The sequence below is a fragment of the Aeribacillus sp. SP014 genome (genome assembly GCF_054055575.1).
Genome location: NZ_JBSRXI010000001.1, coordinates 3136182 through 3153157, shown reverse-complemented (window position 1 = coordinate 3153157; position 16976 = coordinate 3136182). Strand labels below are relative to the sequence as shown.

The 16976-nt window shown below is 37.1% G+C and carries 15 protein-coding genes and 1 pseudogene; 9 read left to right on the top strand and 7 right to left on the bottom strand.

What is annotated here, in order from left to right; all coding sequences use genetic code 11:
* Window positions 1–150: 150 nt before the first annotated feature.
* Genes bioA through ACVIJU_RS15425 form a run of 3 tightly spaced genes read right to left on the bottom strand, consistent with a single transcriptional unit; the run spans window position 151 to window position 2799 of the window.
* Complete coding sequence (bioA, locus tag ACVIJU_RS15435; RefSeq protein WP_456687737.1) at window positions 151–1524, bottom strand: adenosylmethionine--8-amino-7-oxononanoate transaminase; 1374 nt, start codon at window positions 1522–1524, stop codon at window positions 151–153.
* Window positions 1514–2236, bottom strand: a complete 723-nt coding sequence (gene bioD, locus ACVIJU_RS15430) for a dethiobiotin synthase (RefSeq protein WP_456687736.1) — start codon at window positions 2234–2236, stop codon at window positions 1514–1516. Before bioD ends, bioA begins: the two co-directional genes overlap by 11 nt.
* Window positions 2236–2799: a biotin transporter BioY gene (locus ACVIJU_RS15425; protein ID WP_063386449.1), complete on the bottom strand. Its 564-nt coding sequence runs from the start codon at window positions 2797–2799 to the stop codon at window positions 2236–2238. The genes bioD and ACVIJU_RS15425 overlap by 1 nt, the downstream gene beginning before the upstream one ends.
* Window positions 2800–3695: 896 nt before the next feature.
* Between ACVIJU_RS15425 and ACVIJU_RS15420 the strand changes: the two genes are divergently transcribed.
* From ACVIJU_RS15420 to ACVIJU_RS15410, 3 genes are all read left to right on the top strand, one after another.
* Window positions 3696–4688 (top strand): permease, encoded by a 993-nt coding sequence (locus ACVIJU_RS15420; RefSeq protein ID WP_456687735.1) that lies wholly within the window; start codon window positions 3696–3698, stop codon window positions 4686–4688.
* A 12-nt stretch (window positions 4689–4700) separates the two neighbouring features.
* Entirely contained in the window at window positions 4701–5615 is a 915-nt protein-coding gene (locus tag ACVIJU_RS15415) for a TIGR03943 family putative permease subunit (RefSeq protein ID WP_066249890.1), read from the top strand.
* 741 nt (window positions 5616–6356) lie between these two features.
* Complete coding sequence (locus tag ACVIJU_RS15410) at window positions 6357–6881, top strand: GrpB family protein (RefSeq protein ID WP_339212351.1); 525 nt, start codon at window positions 6357–6359, stop codon at window positions 6879–6881.
* Between the two features lie 363 nt (window positions 6882–7244).
* Here ACVIJU_RS15410 and rpsN read toward each other — a convergent pair whose 3' ends face one another.
* The 3 genes from rpsN to ACVIJU_RS15395 are packed head-to-tail and all read right to left on the bottom strand — an operon-like array spanning window position 7245 to window position 9297.
* Window positions 7245–7490 (bottom strand): 30S ribosomal protein S14, encoded by a 246-nt coding sequence (gene rpsN, locus ACVIJU_RS15405; RefSeq protein WP_456687734.1) that lies wholly within the window; start codon window positions 7488–7490, stop codon window positions 7245–7247.
* A gap of 44 nt (window positions 7491–7534) precedes the next feature.
* Complete coding sequence (dcd, locus tag ACVIJU_RS15400) at window positions 7535–8077, bottom strand: dCTP deaminase (protein ID WP_094245416.1); 543 nt, start codon at window positions 8075–8077, stop codon at window positions 7535–7537.
* Window positions 8078–8097: 20 nt separating this feature from the next.
* Window positions 8098–9297, bottom strand: coding sequence for a GTP-binding protein (locus ACVIJU_RS15395; RefSeq protein ID WP_117017475.1), 1200 nt, complete (start codon window positions 9295–9297; stop codon window positions 8098–8100).
* A gap of 408 nt (window positions 9298–9705) precedes the next feature.
* Here ACVIJU_RS15395 and ACVIJU_RS15390 point away from each other — a divergent pair.
* The 4 genes and pseudogenes from ACVIJU_RS15390 to ACVIJU_RS15375 form a co-directional block, all read left to right on the top strand.
* Window positions 9706–9875, top strand: a pseudogene (locus ACVIJU_RS15390) (NAD(P)-binding domain-containing protein); the annotation flags it as partial.
* Between the two features lie 268 nt (window positions 9876–10143).
* A complete protein-coding gene (locus ACVIJU_RS15385; RefSeq protein WP_456687733.1) occupies window positions 10144–11172 on the top strand; it encodes an amidohydrolase family protein in 1029 nt (342 codons plus the stop codon).
* Window positions 11173–11224: 52 nt separating this feature from the next.
* Window positions 11225–11935: an iron-sulfur cluster assembly protein gene (locus ACVIJU_RS15380; RefSeq protein WP_117017476.1), complete on the top strand. Its 711-nt coding sequence runs from the start codon at window positions 11225–11227 to the stop codon at window positions 11933–11935.
* A 56-nt stretch (window positions 11936–11991) separates the two neighbouring features.
* Window positions 11992–12564: a DJ-1/PfpI family protein gene (locus tag ACVIJU_RS15375; RefSeq protein ID WP_063386439.1), complete on the top strand. Its 573-nt coding sequence runs from the start codon at window positions 11992–11994 to the stop codon at window positions 12562–12564.
* 396 nt (window positions 12565–12960) lie between these two features.
* Here the strand turns inward: ACVIJU_RS15375 and ACVIJU_RS15370 are convergent, their stop codons facing one another.
* Window positions 12961–14091: a CdaR family transcriptional regulator gene (locus ACVIJU_RS15370; RefSeq protein ID WP_066249907.1), complete on the bottom strand. Its 1131-nt coding sequence runs from the start codon at window positions 14089–14091 to the stop codon at window positions 12961–12963.
* A gap of 134 nt (window positions 14092–14225) precedes the next feature.
* Here ACVIJU_RS15370 and glcD point away from each other — a divergent pair, with 134 nt between their 5' ends.
* Both glcD and ACVIJU_RS15360 read left to right on the top strand, forming a co-directional pair.
* Window positions 14226–15638, top strand: a complete 1413-nt coding sequence (glcD, locus tag ACVIJU_RS15365) for a glycolate oxidase subunit GlcD (protein ID WP_063386437.1) — start codon at window positions 14226–14228, stop codon at window positions 15636–15638.
* A complete protein-coding gene (locus ACVIJU_RS15360; RefSeq protein ID WP_063386467.1) occupies window positions 15638–16954 on the top strand; it encodes a (Fe-S)-binding protein in 1317 nt (438 codons plus the stop codon). Before glcD ends, ACVIJU_RS15360 begins: the two co-directional genes overlap by 1 nt.
* Window positions 16955–16976 lie beyond the last annotated feature (22 nt).

The following is a 16976-nucleotide window of genomic DNA, read 5'->3' as shown; positions in this document are numbered from 1 at the left end:
GTTTCGTTTTCAGTGGATTTTGACTTTTTGGACAGCCCCCTAAATAAATCCACTGAAACAAATAGATTTACTAAAAACTCTTGACTAATTGTAAGTAGGGGATGTCTCAAAACATGAGACATCCCCTTGCAACGATAAAGTACCTTCATCTTAAAACTGCTTGATGCTTACCATTTCCGCAATCGAATCAAAAATAATATCAACAGCGGTCTTTAGCTCATCATCGGTCATCGCCAAAACAGGGATAAACGTGATGACAGGACCTAATGGTCGGATAATGAGCCCGCGCTTTCTAGCTTCTAAAATAATTTTATGCTCAATCTGCTCCGAGCGCTCGAATATTTCTTTTGTTTTCTTATCCTTGACGATTTCGATGCCAATCATGAGTCCTTTTTGACGAATATCACCGACGATCGGCAGTTCATAAAGCTTTTGCAATTTACCTGCCAACGCATGGGCTTTTCGTTGTACATCCGATACTAAGTTTCTCTTTTCAATCAACTCAATATTTTTTAACGCAACAGAACAAGATAATTGGTTTCCAGTATAAGTATGACCATGGAAAAATGTTTTATTTTCATGAACCTCTCCTAAAAAGGCTGAATAAATTTCCTCTGTTGTCAAAGTTGCCGCAAGCGGTAAATATCCGCCTGTTATACCTTTGGCTAAGCAAACAATATCAGGCTGGACATCTTCTTGTTCGCAGGCAAATAATGTTCCGGTTCTACCGAATCCAACAGCTACTTCATCGCAAATAAGCAAAATATTGTATTTGCGGCAAAGCTTTTCAACACCTTTTAAAAACCCTTTTGGATGCACAATGATTCCTGCCGCTCCTTGAACGAGCGGTTCGACAATCATACCCGCGATTTCTGAATGATGCTGTTCAAGCGTTTCCTCAAGCTGTTTTAAACAATAATTCACAATTTCCTCTTCATCGCCATATTCGTCCATTCTATATACATATGGGGAAGGTACTTCAATTCGTTCAAACAATAGCGGCCTAAAGATTCGATGGAATAAATCCATTCCACCAACACTTACAGCACCAATCGTATCCCCGTGATAAGCTTCTTTTAATGAGATAAATTTGTTTTTATCTTTGTAGCGGACAGGGTCAATGTTTTGCCAGTACTGATATGCCATCTTCAATGCAATTTCAACGGCAGCAGCCCCTGTATCGGAATAAAATACTTTTGATAAATTTCCTCCCCAAATTTCCACTAGTTTTTTTGCTAATAAAATGGAAGGAACATTCGCGGACCCTAAAAGCGTAGAATGAGAGATTTTTTCAATTTGTTCATGAAGCACTTCGTTTAATTCAGGGTCACTGTGTCCGTGAACATTTACCCATAAAGATGCATAACCGTCTAAATATTTTTTTCCTTCGACATCATAAAGGTAGCTTCCCTTTCCTTTTTCAATGATGAGCGGCTTTTCTTCGATATAAGACTGCATTTGGGTAAAAGGATGCCATACATATTGTTTATCAAGTTGTTCTAACTGTTCGTAGCTATACTTCAATTTCTAATCCCCCTGACAATACATTCTTAAGTTCTTGCTTGGATATCAATGTTTTGGCTAATTGAGTAAGACTGTCTTTAGACAAAGAGTCCATTGTTGGCAATTTAGCGATGATAGGAAGATTCAACATCTTATGTATAGTCCGTACATTATCAATATGAATCATATTGTATTGGTCAAAATGGTTAAATATAAGCCCGAGGATTTTAATGTCGTGCATTTCGGCATAATTTACAGCTGTGAGTGTATGGTGTATAGCCCCTAATCCAGCCAAAGACACGAGAATTGTTGGCAATTCACATTCTTGAATTAAATCTTTTGTCATATAAAATCCATTAGAATGTTCAATGAGCGGAACCGCGAGTCCGCCTGCTCCTTCTACTAGAACAACATCGTATTGATTTTTTAATTCTAAAATTTTATTTTTTATTTCATTTGGCAGAATCGTAGTATTTGTGATCTCTGAAGCTAAATGAGGGGAAACAGCAGGCTCCATATAATACATCCCCGTAGAGCCTTTTTCTTCTCCAATCACTTCTTCATACCAATATTGATCGGCAAAAGAATCGCTCTCTTCTACTACACCTGTTTGAATGGGTTTAAATATTTTTGTTTTCACTCCCATTTCTTTCAATACCAGAAATAGAATGGAAGTGACAATCGTTTTGCCAATTTCTGTTCCGGTCCCTGTGATAAAAATCGCTTTTCCCATTAAGATGCAACTCCTTGTTTATGAATCAAAAAGTTCGTCCGTGGAAGAATCTGCGCTGCGATGATGGAACATAGGATACATAAGAAAATATCTCCCGGTATAGGAATCACAAAACCAAATAATAATGTTTGAGCAATCGTTAACGACTTATCGAAAATAAATTTCATTGCTGCATATAACCAAAGACAGCCAAGAAGATACACTACAAGAAGGCAGGCGAAATTAGCGAGGAAAATAGAAAATGTTTTTACCAATTGAAATCTCTTAATCAACCAGCCATTGACGTATGCTCCTAACACAAAACCTAGTAAATAACCAAATGTAGGTTTAAAAATGTAACTTGGACCTCCTCCTTCCGCAAAAACAGGCGCACCTGCCAGTCCAATCAAAACGTAAACAAGCTGGCTTAACATTCCGAGTTTTGGGCCTAACAAACACCCAGCTAAATAAACAGATACAATTTGCAGCGTAAATGGGACATATGGAATAGGGATTTTAATAAACCCACCGATCGCCGTTAACGCCGCAAAAAGAGCAATTAACACCATCGACTTGATTTTCATGCTTTTCCTCCTAATACAATATTTGTTTTTTATTATGCAAGAAGAATGATAGAAATGTCAACGTAAAATTTTATTTGGTTAACATATTAAAAAAGAAGGAGGTTAATGAAGGGAATTTTGCCAACTATAACAGCAATCATCGAAAGACCGATTTTGTCATTGAAGCATGAAGTTTTTTCGGTCCAGACCCGGATAATGTTGACTTTTAATAGATAGATATAAGCGATTCAAAATCAATCGGGAGCTGCAGCACATTCTTTCTTACACGGCGAATTATTCCGCCCGCTGCTTCCGGATTAAAAGAGCACAAGCTTATTATGGTATAAACCGTGAAGCAAAGAAAAACGACATCACTAAAATTGGTACCCGCACTTTCGAAAAACGTATGGGTACCATTTTTTTTAGCGCACGAAAGATGTAGCGTTGCTGCAGGAGATTTCATTCATCTCCTTCAGTCACGTTCAAGATCTGATCGAACAAGCGGCCGATGAATTCAGTTTATAATCAAGAAAGTTCTTGTTCATGTTTATGAATTACTGTTTCGCAATCTTTTAAACACCATCTCTTTTGCAGTGTCCGGTTTGCAAGACGGATAGTTTTCTGGTGAATGATGAGCTCAAGTAAAACAACAAAGTTCGTCGTTTCAGAAGGGTAAACAGATATTTATGAGCAGTCGGGAAACTCAAGGAGTAATAGTGTTTACAAAAATGTGTAGAAAAATTTGACAAAAGTTTGTTGCATTTTCTTTAATTGCAAATTGCCTTTATTAAACATAGTTTGGTAAGGGCTATTTTTTTCTCTTTGACAACTGCTAATTGGTATGTTAAAAGATAAACAGGCATATAGAAAATAAGAATCATTCTGTTTTATTAATAACAATGTTAGGAGAATGAACGATGGAAAATGCAGGGAAACAGATTGGAAAAGATGTTGCCGGTACGGCCTTATTTGGCGGGATTTTATTGCTGTTTTTATTCGGGGATCGTCTTATTGATCCGAGTTTCATTCCAAAAGAAGTTTTAAATGTAAGTACGTTGTTTTTAAGCATTATTTTAGAGGCCATTCCATTTATTTTACTTGGTGTATTTGCATCAGCGCTCATTCAAACATTTGTTTCAGAGGATACGCTCAAACGCTTCATTCCAAAGCACCCGATTCTCGCTCTCGTTCCTGCCGCAATTGTTGGCGCATTTTTACCTATTTGCGAATGTGCGATTGTTCCGGTCGTGCGAAGACTTGTTTTAAAGGGAATGCCGCTACATTTAGGCGTCGTTATCATGGTGACGGCACCTATTTTAAATCCGGTTGTGTTTGCCTCTACATATTACGCTTTTCAAACAAATATGGATGTCGTTTATGCCCGAATGGGACTAGCGTTTGTCGCATCGATCGTTATCGGTGCAATCATTTATTTCTTTTTTCGCACTAGCTTACCATTAAAAAAACAGCATCACGTGCATGAACATCATCATCATGCAAAAAATCGCTGGCTTGAAACACTTTTGCACGCCAGTGATGAGTTTTTCGATGTGGGGCGCTATTTAATTGTTGGTGCGCTTGTTGCAAGTGCTTTTCAAGCGGGTTTTGATCGAACGACGCTGCTGGAAATCGGGGGAGATCAGACTGTAGCACCTGCAGTCATGATGGGATTAGCGTACATTCTCTCATTATGTTCTGAAGCGGATGCGTTTGTCGCAGCTTCGTTCGGTTCAACGTTTACGATCGGTTCTCTTGTTGCTTTCCTTGTTTACGGTCCGATGATTGACTTAAAAAATACGTTTATGCTGTTTGCCTATTTTAAACCGAAATTTGTAGCTGTATTCATTTTCGTAGTAACGGTTGTCATTTATGGCAGTATCATTCTTCTGCAATCTTTAAACATTTTATAGGGGAGGGAGACTATGCGTTCTTTTCATATGTTCATTCGAGGAATTATATTAGCAGGATATGCACTATTGTTTTTTAAGCTTTTATTGACTTCTCAATTAGCGAATTATGTATCGCCGAAAATGCATCCATTTATATATTTTGCGCTATTTGTGCTGCTTATATTAGGAGGAATGCAAATATTGCGGAGCGGCATGAATACGTCGGAGAGTCATTGTCATTGCGATGGAGAACATCATATGCCGAAGACGCCTGCTAGTACGGTGTTTATTTATTCGCTCTTTTTGCTGCCAGTAATGATCGGATTAATGCTGTCCAATCATGTGTTGGACAGTTCTGTCGCTTCGAAACGAGGCGTTCAATTCGGTGCACAGCCATTAGCGGAGAGTTCCAATTCGCAGGTTCAAACGGAAGAGAAAGATTTAGTAGAGGAATATTTGCGTGATCCAGAAGGTTATATGAAAAAGGTAGACGAGCGAGTAAATGAGATTTTGCAAGAGGACAATTCGGCTGTGCAAAGTACAGAAAAGGAAAATGAGCAGTTGAAAAACGATTTAATCGGAACGGATAAAATTGTTGTGACAGATGAAAAATATATTTCTACCATTAATATGATTAGCGAAAATGTCGAACAATTAATTGGAAAAAAAGTCGAAATTACGGGCTTTGTTTTTCGCGAACGAGATTTTCGTTCGAACCAACTCGTTGTGGCTCGTTTTGGTGTTACATGTTGTATCGCCGATGCGAGTGTTTACGGCATGCTGGTGGAGGGAGAAAATGTTGCGAAGCTGAAGGATGACACTTGGATTAAAGTAACAGGTACCATTCATAAAACAACGTATCATCAATCAACCATTCCAGTCATTGAACAACCCGCTATAGAAATGATCGAGGTACCAGACCAACCGTACGTTTATGAAGAATATTAACTGACTAAAGGGTTCGATGTCTGGCACGTTCCGAAGTTTGTTGAAGAATGGTAGGCTAAAAAAAGAGAGCCTTTTGTTCCCATGTCTCTGTCAAGTAGACAGTGAAAAAAGAGTATATTAAGTGCACGTCTCCCTGTTAAGAAGACTGTGAAAAAAGTGTGTAATAAGCTGCGGTCTTTTCTCGGAATTCAACCGGGGAAAGGCCGTTTCTTAAAACCATTCGTGATTAACTCATCAATCGCTATATATGCTTGTCCTAATGGTTTTGAATGTAACTTCTCCGTTTTCAAATCTCTACTAATCGCGCTCCTTCAGCTGTTATGAGTTTAACTTCTCATGCGCTGTTATACATTTCATCAGCACAAAATACTTCAGCAGAAGCAACAATACAAAAATTTCGCAGCTCAAATGGTCAAAAAGGGAACTAAGTTTAAGTCCAAATAAAGCATAAAGATTTACAATATTCAATTTGATGCGGAAGAGGTTTATACTTAGAAGAGAGTGGAGGAAGCAGAAAAATTTCGTGAGCCGCTATTTTTTTCTTCAAGGGGACTGCAAAAAAAGTTAAAAATAATGAGGATCACCAATCTTTTTTAAACTGCAGAAATGTTGTCAAGCTCTCATGGAAGAGGAGAAGTTTTACATAATTTGTGCTGTCGCGAGGCGAGATGAATTGGTTCCCCTTTATCATGTTTATGTTCAATTATAAAAAGTAAATCTAATTGATCTAGAGGGTGACATATGAGAAAAACGATAATACTTCCGTGGACAGAAGAGTGGGAAAAATCGTATAAGAAAGAAGCGAAAATACTTAAAGCTATTTTTAAAGATGAAATCGTTGATATATTCCATATAGGAAGCACGTCTATTCCGACAATCGGCTACGCAAAACCAATTATCGATATTTTGATTGTTGTTAAAGATATTGAAAAGGTTGATTTATACAATGAAAAAATGAAGGAATTGGGATATGAACCGAGAGGGGAAAATGGGATATCTGGTAGAAGATACTTCCCAAAAGGACAAGATAACCGAACACACCATGTACATATTTATCAAATTGGCCACGAAAATATTGAAAAACATTTGCTTTTTAAAGAATACATGATAAAAAATCCAGATGAAGCTAAAAAATATGGTGAATTAAAAATGAAATTAGCAAAACAGTTTCCAGATCATACTCATCAATATCAAAAGGGGAAAGAATCGTTTGTCAATGAGATGGTTGAAAAATCTCTCAAATGGGCATCAAAAAATAATAAATAAAGAAAAAGAAACTCGGTCAAGCAATTGTTGTCTAGGCAAAAACAAAATATATTTATTATGAAATTGTTTTGTTGGCCAAAATTTTGGAGAAGACTAAAACAAATTGGTTGCAAGCCCTTAAGCTATTTCTTTCTTGCAAGATGCCTTATTACCATTTATGTATTATATTGTATATGTTCAGAATAAATTTGATCTCACCAACAAAAAAGTTCTTTATGAAAATCAACTCCAATTTTTATTTATAAAAAAGCATAAGGAAATAAAGAGCTCAATTTTGCTTGCGCTCGCTCTTATTTCCTCAGACTATTAGACATTGGTGAAATATTTTTGACTCAAATTCTTGAAAATTAGCTGCCAGCTTGCTTATTTGATGCCTGGAATTTGTCCTTTGTAGGCTAACCCACAGAATGCAATATGCGACAGCTTAAATTTACGGAGATAACCTCTTGGCCTTCCGGTAATTTCACAACGATTTTTTAGACGGATAGGGGGGAGCTTTTGAAGAGCTTCATAGTCCCCTTTCTCCTTTAGCTCTCGTCTTAGCTCATCATATTTAACAACGAATTCTTGTCTTTTTCTTTCTTTCGCTATTTTTGATTTTTTAGCCAATGTTCGTCCTTCCTGTCATATCATTTATTATTGAAAATTCCTCATTATTGCGTGACATCATCGTCTTGAAAAATTCGGCTTTCTGTCGCTCCTTTTTGAAATAGATATTTTCCGCTGTATGGTTTTGCTTCTTGATCAACTTTAGAAATGATAATCTGACAAATTCTTCTTCCTATCGTTAATTCAATCGGTAGGCGATTCGCGTTAAACAGTTCCAACGTGATTTGTCCTTTAAATCCCGGGTCAACCCAACCGGCATTTTGAATAAATAGCCCTAAGCGGCCGATCGAGCTTCTTCCTTCTACGAAAGCAGTAAGATTTTCCGGCAGCTCGATGGTTTCTATAGTAGTAGCAAGCAAGAAAGAGAAGGGGGGAATGACAATTTTCTCGTTTTCAGCCACTACTTCTTTATATTTCGCTTTCGCCTCTAATGATAGATGAGCATTGGCGTGCTCATCCATCACAAGAAAATGATTTCCAAGGCGCAAATCTACTGAAGCAGGTTGAATTTGCTCTTTTGTTAAGGGATCAATGACCAATTCTTTATGTTGTATTTTCTCAAGAATAGTTTTTCCAGATAAAATCATTCCTTCTTTCCTTCCTCCAGTTACACTTTTTGTAAATTCCAAGGGAATGGATCTGGAAGAGTAGACCAGTCTTGATCAAACTCAGCGTCGGTTAGTAAACATTTATCCAATTCCTTTATAATTTCTTCAGGGCGTAAATCTATTCCAATAAATACTAATTCTGTTTGCCGATCTCCGAACTGATCATCCCACTCGTCCAGCAAATGAGGGTTTTCCTTTAAAATTTGCTGCTGCTCTTCTTTCGGTAAAGAAGCGACCCAATAAGAGATCGGTTCAATACTAACAGAAGGTCCTGCCTGTGACATCAAAAGGGCAAGGTTATTTCTAGTTGCGCACCATGCAATTCCCTTTGCCCTTACAATATTTTCGGGCATGGAGTGAAGCCAATTGTAAAAGCGCTCGGAATGGAAAGGCAAACGTCTTGAATAAACAAAGGAAGAAATTCCATATTCTTCAGTTTCCGGTGTATGCTGATCATGCCCTTGCTCTAACTCCTTTATCCATCCAGCTGAAGAGCTTGCTTCCTCAAAATTGAATAGTCCAGTGTTTAAAATCTCTCGAGGATCAATCTCACCTTTGACAGTACGAATAAGTTTCGCTTTTGGCTGCAATGTTTTTAATACCTTTTCCAGCTTTGCCAATTCTTCTTCAGACACCAAGTCACACTTATTCAAGATGAGCACATCGCAAAATTCAATTTGGTCAATAAGAAGGTCTGCGATTTCACGAGTATCGTCTTCACTTAACGCTTGCTTTCTATCTAATAGCCGATCACCTGACTGGTAATCCTTCCAGAATCGATTGGCATCTACAACCGTCACCATCGTATCCAATCGACAAAAGCGCGTCAGATCGATTCCTAGTTCTTCATCAATATATGAAAAAGTCTGAGCAACTGGGATTGGCTCACTAATTCCAGTCGATTCAATAATGATATAATCGATATTTCCTTGTTTAGCGAGCCTTTCTACTTCGATTAATAGATCTTCCCTTAACGTACAGCAAATACATCCGTTTGACAGTTCGACTAGCTTCTCCTCAGTTCTTGAAAGCTCTCCGCCTTGTTTGACTAATTCAGCATCAATATTGACCTCGCTCATATCGTTCACAATAACGGCTACCTTGAGCCCTTGGCGATTTTGTAAAATATGATTCAGAATGGTAGTTTTCCCTGCTCCTAAGTAGCCGCTTAAAACGGTCACAGGTATTTTTTTATCCATTGTCATCTTCCTTTCAACAATTAAAGTTTTTCTTTGACCTCAGATTGGTTCGAGAAAATTGAAAACCAATTTATATAAATCGTAATCATTACGATTTATATAATATTTAAACATATTTTTTTCGTAAATGCAAAATAAACTGTGGGAGTATTGATTTAGAATTCCGCAAGCCGAATATTAAACGATATACACAAAAGCAGAACGGTTGGTGCAATCCATCCATAGCTGCCAAAAAATACTTCAGAGAAAGGTCTTCTACAAAACAATCGTACAATACACATCATGAACAATTTCTGGAAGCTTGAAATCAATGTGCACAATGCTTTTATAAAATGGAAAAAAATTATCCATTCACAAATTCCGTTTTAGATGGTATAGTTTTTACTATTTTCAAGGAGTGGAAAAGAGATGAACCCTTTTATTCTAATCGTAGGAGCGGGTCCTGTCGGGATTGGAATGGGGATATTATTAAAACGACTAGGAATTAAAAATTTCGGAATTTTAGAGCGTGACCGTATTGGGTCATGTTTATGCAATGGCCGAAGGAGATGAGATTTATTACGCCATCGTTCACAGGATAAGGATTTGGTGCATTAGATTTAAACGCTGTTTCGCTGTCTGTTTTTGATTATAAAAAAAATTTGTTTAATCACCCAAAAAATTGCTGGAGAAATGGTTGTTTTTTTGTTTAAGTGTATATATCAAATTGAGGATGAACCAAGTATAATTTGATTAAAATTTTCTGAATAAAAAGAAAATAAAGTATTATTACCTGATAAACATCAATGAATATTCGCGAAAAATGATAGCGTTTTCAATTATTTAATTAATCTCATGTGAGGGGGAATGAAATTGATTAAAGCATCTAATGGTGAAGAAATTTTTATTATTGATGCACACATTGCCTTATGGGATGGAAGCAAGGAGAATCAATTGAATATCCATGGAGAACAATTTATTAGTTGTTTTTATGATTATCACAAAAATCTAAGTCCGAAAGAATATTGGTGGCCGAAAGATGAGTTTGTAAAGTATTCTCCAGAAAAACTTGTGAATGACGTGTTTATGGAAGGATATGTGGATATGGCGATTTTTCAGCCAGTTTTTCTAAAAGAGTTTTATAAAAATGGCTTTGGTAATTTTGATGCAAATGAGGAGCTTTCAAAAAAGTACCCTAATCGTTTTATTTGCAATGGAACATTAGATCCCCGGCATGGCGAACGAGGCTTAGAAAAATTAGAAGAAAACAAAGAAAAATACAACTGGCAAGGGGTCAAGTTATATACAGCTGATTGGTATGGTAATTCAAAGGGCTATAAACTATCTGATGATTGGTCAAAAAGATATCTTGAAAAATGTCAAGAACTGGGGATAAGAAACATACACATTCATAAGGGACCGACGATCACTCCTTTAAATCGGGATGCATTTGACGTAGCAGATGTTGATGATGCAGCAAGCTGTTTCCCTGAACTGAACTTTATTGTCGAACATGTAGGGCTTCCAAGATTAGAAGATTTTTGCTGGATTGCTACACAAGAGAAAAATGTCTATGCAGGTTTGGCAGTTGCCATTGCTTTAATTCATGATCGACCTCGTTATTTTGCTCACATTATAAGTGAATTGTTGTATTGGCTTGATGAAGACCGAATCATTTTTGGAAGTGACTATGCTATATGGGAACCGAAATGGATCATTGAAAAGTTTCTTGAATTTGAGCTTCCAGAGGATATACAAGAAGAGACTGGAGTTACATTTGATTTGGAAGTGAAGAAAAAGATTTTAGCAGGAAATGCAGCGAGATTATATAACATTGATATCGAAAAACAAAAAGAAAAATTAAAAAATTGTCAATTATCCAAACGGATAGCGTGACGAATAGAGAATAGTTGATGAAAAAACTTAAAAGGGAGGTGAAAGCGAGGTAATGGATAAAGAAAAGCAAGTATATAGCATGCTTGAAAAAGTGTATGATCCTGAACTGGATCAGCCGTTAACAGAGTTGGGATTTATCGATCAAGTCCTAGTGAAGGATAATCATGTTAAAGTAGTCTTTCGCCTTCCAACTTATTGGTGCTCTCCTAACTTTGCCTACATCATGGCTGAAGATATAAGGAAATATGTATCTGAGATTGAATGGGTAAAAACGGTTCAAGTTCATTTACTCGATCATTGTGCATCCGATGAAATTAATCACGGAGCATCAGCAGGAAAATCGTTTCGCGAAGTCTTCCATAATGTATCTGACGGAGATCTTGAAGAATTACGCAAAACTTTTGATATAAAAGCCTACTATGCAAGGCAAGAGAAACTGATGAAATATCTACTAAAAATAGGAATGTCAAAGGAAGAAATTACGTCTTTATCTCTACAAGAACTGAATGAACTGTCCCTGCCCGAAGAAGGGAGGCTGTTAAGAGAAAAATATTTGGAGAAGAAAAAAGTATTCCATCACTCAAGTACATTTGCCATAACAACTCCAGAAGGGAAACCATTGACTGAAGAAGAGTTTTCAGATTACTTGAAAGGCGCCAAGCTGACAAGGTTGAGCATGGAGTTTAATGCGCATTATTGCCGGGGATTGTTGGAGGCACGATATAATTTGTCTGCTGCTTATGAAGGCAGTTTGGCAAAATGATTCATAATTTTTACAGCGTACAAATAATTTCATAATAAAAGGAAAGGTGATGTAAGATGAGTAAAAATGTTCTTATTATTACTGGCGATGCTGCTGAAGCATTAGAAGTGTTTTATCCTTATTATCGTTGTATTGAAGAAAATATTAATTGTACAATTGCCTCACCTGTTAAAAAGAAGCTCCAGACGGTTGTCCATGATTTCCTTCCTGAAATGGAGACTTTTACAGAAAAATGGGCATATAAAATCGAATCTCATGCATCAGTAGATGAGATTAATCCTGCCGACTATGATGGATTAATTATCCCAGGAGGGCGTGCGCCTGAATATATTCGTATGAATCCAAAGGTTCAGGAAATTGCTGCTCACTTTTTAAAAGAAAATAAACCTCTTGGGGTGATCTGTCATGGACAATTAGTCTTAACAACTGTAAGAGAATATATCAAAGGAAGAGAGATGACAGCTTACACTGCTTGTAGACCAGAAGTGGAAGCAGCAGGCGCTACTTATGTGGAAAAAATGCTTCATGTGGATGGGAACATTGTATCGGGCCACGCTTGGCCGGATTTACCGGGATTCATGAGAGAATTCTTTAAATTGTTGAATGTAAGAGAAAAGTCTGCTGTTTAAAACATAAAAGGGCTGATGTATTTGAAAATGCAACCCGAATATCGGATACTTGAAAAAAGTTCGATATTCGGGATTTTTGTTTCATCAGGAAAAATACGTTTATCATCGAATCCAAGATGTAAGCGGAGGAAATCCAATGAGGATGATTTTGAGTGACGTTCAAATGAGACAGTTAGAGAAAATCATTGGAATGTCAAACATGTGTCCAGACGTTCTCCACATTTAGAGCAGTTCTTAATTACTTGTCTAAAAGGAAATTGCCCATTGAAAGACACTATGGACTTAAATACTTGGCGTATGGCAGCAATCCCAAAGTTTTCCTGCCGGTCGTCTCCCCGAACAACATTGCCGATTGTCTTTTTTCATTCACTCCCGTTTCGATCAAATTATACGGACTTAACGGTTTAAAGAATTTAATAACAGTAACGATATATAAAATATGACAATTCCTTCTGTTGTTTTAGGGTTAATTCCTGTCAGCTCTTCGATTTTATTTAAACGGTAGTGCAGTGTATTAATATGGATATTCATTTCCTCTGCCGTTCTTTTGATCGATTGATTATTGTTCATATAGTGTTGTAACGTTTCGATTAGAATTTGATCTTTTTCCATCATATGAATGGTTCGCTTCAAAAAATCCTTTTGCATCTCTGATGGGATATCTTCCAAGATGATTTCTAATATAAGATCCTCATAAAATACGATGCCTTTATTTTTTCGCGCTACCTTTAATGCTTTTTGTGCTTCTTTAAAAGATTTATTGATCATGTGTTTGCAAGCTGTTTTTCCTATGCCAATAGCTAAAGTGCTTTTGTATCTGTTTTCGAATCTTTTTTTTAAATCGTTTAACTGACTGTAAAAATAATTTTGTTTATAAGAAGCATCCATCTTTTTTAATACTAAAAAGCGCTCTTGCCCCCATCGAACAATAAAATGTTTTTCTTTCCCGAAGATAGAATAAAACAATTCTATGATTTCTTTTTGAATTCGATGAATATCGTAATTATTTAATGTGTGTATCTCCAATTCCATGAGTGTGCAAACATGAGTGTCATACACAGGAATGCCTAACATAAACCCGCGCTCTAAAAAATCTTTATCCACAGACGAAGCATTGATCCATTCATAAAGATACGATTCTATTCCTCTTATTTCCCATTCGTTTCTTTCAGTATAATATGCTTCTTGTATAATGAGCTCTGTCATTCTTCTAATTAAGTCCGCATAAGGCTCCACTTGTTTCGGTTCGCCAGTTATTCCGATCACTCCAATTACCTTCTTATGAAACATAATGGGCATATTGATTCCTGCTTTGACTCCTTTCAGCACTTGTGCTTTGATTTGATCAATGTAAAGCTTTTGTTTGGACTTAATAACAATCGTAGCTCCTTCATGAAAAGAGCCGATCCGACTCTCATCAGTGGAGGATATGATGATCCCATTAATATCAACTAATATGATATCCTCTTTGACTACGTCCTGAACCTCTGAAATAATTTTAGCAGCCAGCTTTGGGGATAATTGCAACTCGTATCACCACCCTTTTGGTTAAAAAGACAATAAAAAAGGCATTTTTGGTATGTTAATTATATCATCATACATAGATAATATGACTCTCATTCTTTATAATAAAACGAAAAGAATAAAAGTGAGGGGTTTGAATGATTGCTCCTGATATAAAGAGGGAATTCATAAATATTGTAGGAGAAGAAAATTTTGAAGATTCGGAAGTTGAAAGGTTAGTATATTCGTATGATGCGACTCCAAATTTTCAATCGATTCCGGATGCGGTCGTTTCGCCTAGAAATACAGAGGAAGTATCTAAAATATTGCAATTATGTAATGAAAATAAAATACCGATTGTTCCGCGGGGCTCTGGTACGAACTTATGCGCCGGCACTTGTCCTGTTGAAGGAGGAATCGTTCTTCTATTTAAACATATGAACAAAATTTTAGAGATCGATGAGGAAAACTTAACCGTCACATGTCAACCGGGAGTTATCACACTTGATTTAATCCATGCGGTGGAACAAAAAGGTTTGTTTTATCCACCAGACCCAAGCTCAATGAAAATATCTACAATTGGGGGAAATATTAACGAAAATTCTGGAGGATTAAGAGGACTGAAATATGGAGTAACTCGTGATTATGTGCTAGGGCTAGAGGCGGTTCTTCCTAATGGGGAAATTGTTCGAACAGGAGGAAAGCTAGCGAAAGATGTGGCAGGGTATGATTTAACGCGCTTATTTATAGGTTCTGAAGGAACGTTAGGAGTGATTACAGAAGCGACATTAAAGCTGATCCCACTGCCTGAATCAAAAAAGACAATGCTTGCTTTATTTCAAGATTTAGAAGCTGCTGCGCGTTCCGTATCGAAAATTATTGCCAATAAAGTAATTCCGGCAACTTTAGAGTTTTTAGATCAGCCGACGCTAAAAGTAGTGGAGGACTATTCACAAATCGGACTGCCAACAGACGTGCAAGCCGTATTACTGATTGAACAAGATGGAACGCCTGAAAATGTGAGTAAAGATATGAAGGTCATGGAAGAAATATGCAGGAGTGAAAATGCCGTATCTGTACAAATTGCCCAGTCAGAAGAAGAAGCTGAAGCTTTACGAACAGCGAGACGCACCGCTTTGTCCGCATTAGCCAGACTGGCACCAACTACCATTTTAGAAGATGCGACTGTTCCAAGATCAGAAATTGCCAAAATGGTCAAAGCCATTAATGAAATAGCCGCAAAACATAACGTAAAAATATGCACGTTTGGTCATGCGGGAGACGGAAACCTTCATCCTACCTGCACGACAGATATTCGGAAGAAAGATGAGATGGAACGGGTGGAAAAAGCTTTTGCTGAAATATTTGCAAAGGCCATTGAACTGGGAGGAACAATTACTGGAGAACATGGAGTAGGAGCCATGAAAGCGCCTTATTTAGAATGGAAGCTAGGGAAATCTGGCATCGATGTGATGAAGTCGATCAAAGCTGCATTGGATCCAAACAATATTATGAATCCTGGGAAATTATTTGCAAAGGATACACGAAAACGAGTGGTGATCTCAAAATGATGACAGAATCAGAAAAGCAAAATATCCAAAGAGATTTCAAGGAACGCATGGACGAAGATGAGCTGTTAAATTGTATGAGATGCGGTTTTTGTTTGCCATCTTGCCCAACTTACATTGTGTCTGGATATAAAGAAAGCCAATCACCAAGAGGAAGAATTGCCTTAATGAAGGCAGTTTATGATGGGGTCCTTCAACCGGATGATGAATTTGAAAAGTCTTTAAACTTGTGTTTAGGATGTCGTGCGTGTGAGCCGGTTTGTCCATCAGGTGTGAATTATGGACATTTATTAGAAGAAGCAAGAGACATAATTAACCAAAATAAAAAGCATTCTTTACCTGTGCGGGCAGTTCGAAATGTGGTTTTTAAACAACTATTTCCTAAAAAAAGTAATTTAATCAACATAACTAGCTTAGTTGGATTTTATCAAAAATCTGGACTTCAAAAAGCGGCACGTAAAATAGGATTTATGAAACTGTTTCCAGATCATCTCCGGGAAATGGAAAAAATATTGCCTGATGTTCCTGAGAGAAAGACACTGAAACAGCGATCTGAATATTTCCCGCCAAAAGGAGAGAAAAAAGCAACTGTTGCTTTCTTTTCCGGATGTTTAATGGACACGTTGTTTCTCGAAACAAATCATGCAACCATTCAATTATTGCAAAAAGCCGGGTGTGAAATTGTTATTCCTAAAACACAAGCATGCTGTGGAGCTTTGCACGGTCATAGCGGAGAAAAAGAACTAGCGAAAGAATTAGCAAAACAAAATATTGAAGCGTTTGGAAAAAACGAAGTAGATTATATTATAACAAACGCAGGTGGCTGCGGCGCTTTCTTGATTGAATATGATCACTTATTAAAAGATGATCCGCAATGGTCAGAGCGCGCTGAAAAATTTGTTGCAAAAATAAAAGACATTACGTCCATTTTATATGAGCTTGATTTTCACAAACAATTTCGCCTTTCACTTCCTGAACAAGTCGTCACATATCAAGATTCCTGTCACCTGAGAAACGTCATGAAAACGTCAAAAGCTCCTAGAGAATTGCTTCGTTCAATTAAAGGAGTAACATTTACAGAAATGGAAAATGCCGATAGCTGCTGTGGCTCTGCAGGCATTTATAACATTGTCGAACCGAAAACATCCATGGAAATTTTAGATCAGAAAATGGAAAAAATGAAAAAAACCAGTGCTACTACAATAGTAACAGCTAATCCAGGATGTTTCATGCAAATGAAGCTAGGAATTGAAAGAGAAGGATTAAAGGATGTAAAAGCTGTTCATATTGTGGATCTATTGTTAGAAGCAGCGAAATAACGAACAAGCACTATAGTTGAAG

What these genes read in the sequence shown, in the direction of transcription:
- bioD (WP_456687736.1), bottom strand. Translation starts at nt 2,236, where the DNA reads ATGGGAAAAGCGATTTTTATCACAGGGACCGGAACAGAAATTGGCAAA.
- ACVIJU_RS15425 (WP_063386449.1), bottom strand. Translation starts at nt 2,799, where the DNA reads ATGAAAATCAAGTCGATGGTGTTAATTGCTCTTTTTGCGGCGTTAACG.
- ACVIJU_RS15420 (WP_456687735.1), top strand. Translation starts at nt 3,696, where the DNA reads ATGGAAAATGCAGGGAAACAGATTGGAAAAGATGTTGCCGGTACGGCC.
- ACVIJU_RS15415 (WP_066249890.1), top strand. Translation starts at nt 4,701, where the DNA reads ATGCGTTCTTTTCATATGTTCATTCGAGGAATTATATTAGCAGGATAT.
- ACVIJU_RS15410 (WP_339212351.1), top strand. Translation starts at nt 6,357, where the DNA reads ATGAGAAAAACGATAATACTTCCGTGGACAGAAGAGTGGGAAAAATCG.
- dcd (WP_094245416.1), bottom strand. Translation starts at nt 8,077, where the DNA reads ATGATTTTATCTGGAAAAACTATTCTTGAGAAAATACAACATAAAGAA.
- ACVIJU_RS15395 (WP_117017475.1), bottom strand. Translation starts at nt 9,297, where the DNA reads ATGGATAAAAAAATACCTGTGACCGTTTTAAGCGGCTACTTAGGAGCA.
- ACVIJU_RS15385 (WP_456687733.1), top strand. Translation starts at nt 10,144, where the DNA reads ATGAAATTGATTAAAGCATCTAATGGTGAAGAAATTTTTATTATTGAT.
- ACVIJU_RS15380 (WP_117017476.1), top strand. Translation starts at nt 11,225, where the DNA reads ATGGATAAAGAAAAGCAAGTATATAGCATGCTTGAAAAAGTGTATGAT.
- ACVIJU_RS15375 (WP_063386439.1), top strand. Translation starts at nt 11,992, where the DNA reads ATGAGTAAAAATGTTCTTATTATTACTGGCGATGCTGCTGAAGCATTA.
- glcD (WP_063386437.1), top strand. Translation starts at nt 14,226, where the DNA reads ATGATTGCTCCTGATATAAAGAGGGAATTCATAAATATTGTAGGAGAA.
- ACVIJU_RS15360 (WP_063386467.1), top strand. Translation starts at nt 15,638, where the DNA reads ATGACAGAATCAGAAAAGCAAAATATCCAAAGAGATTTCAAGGAACGC.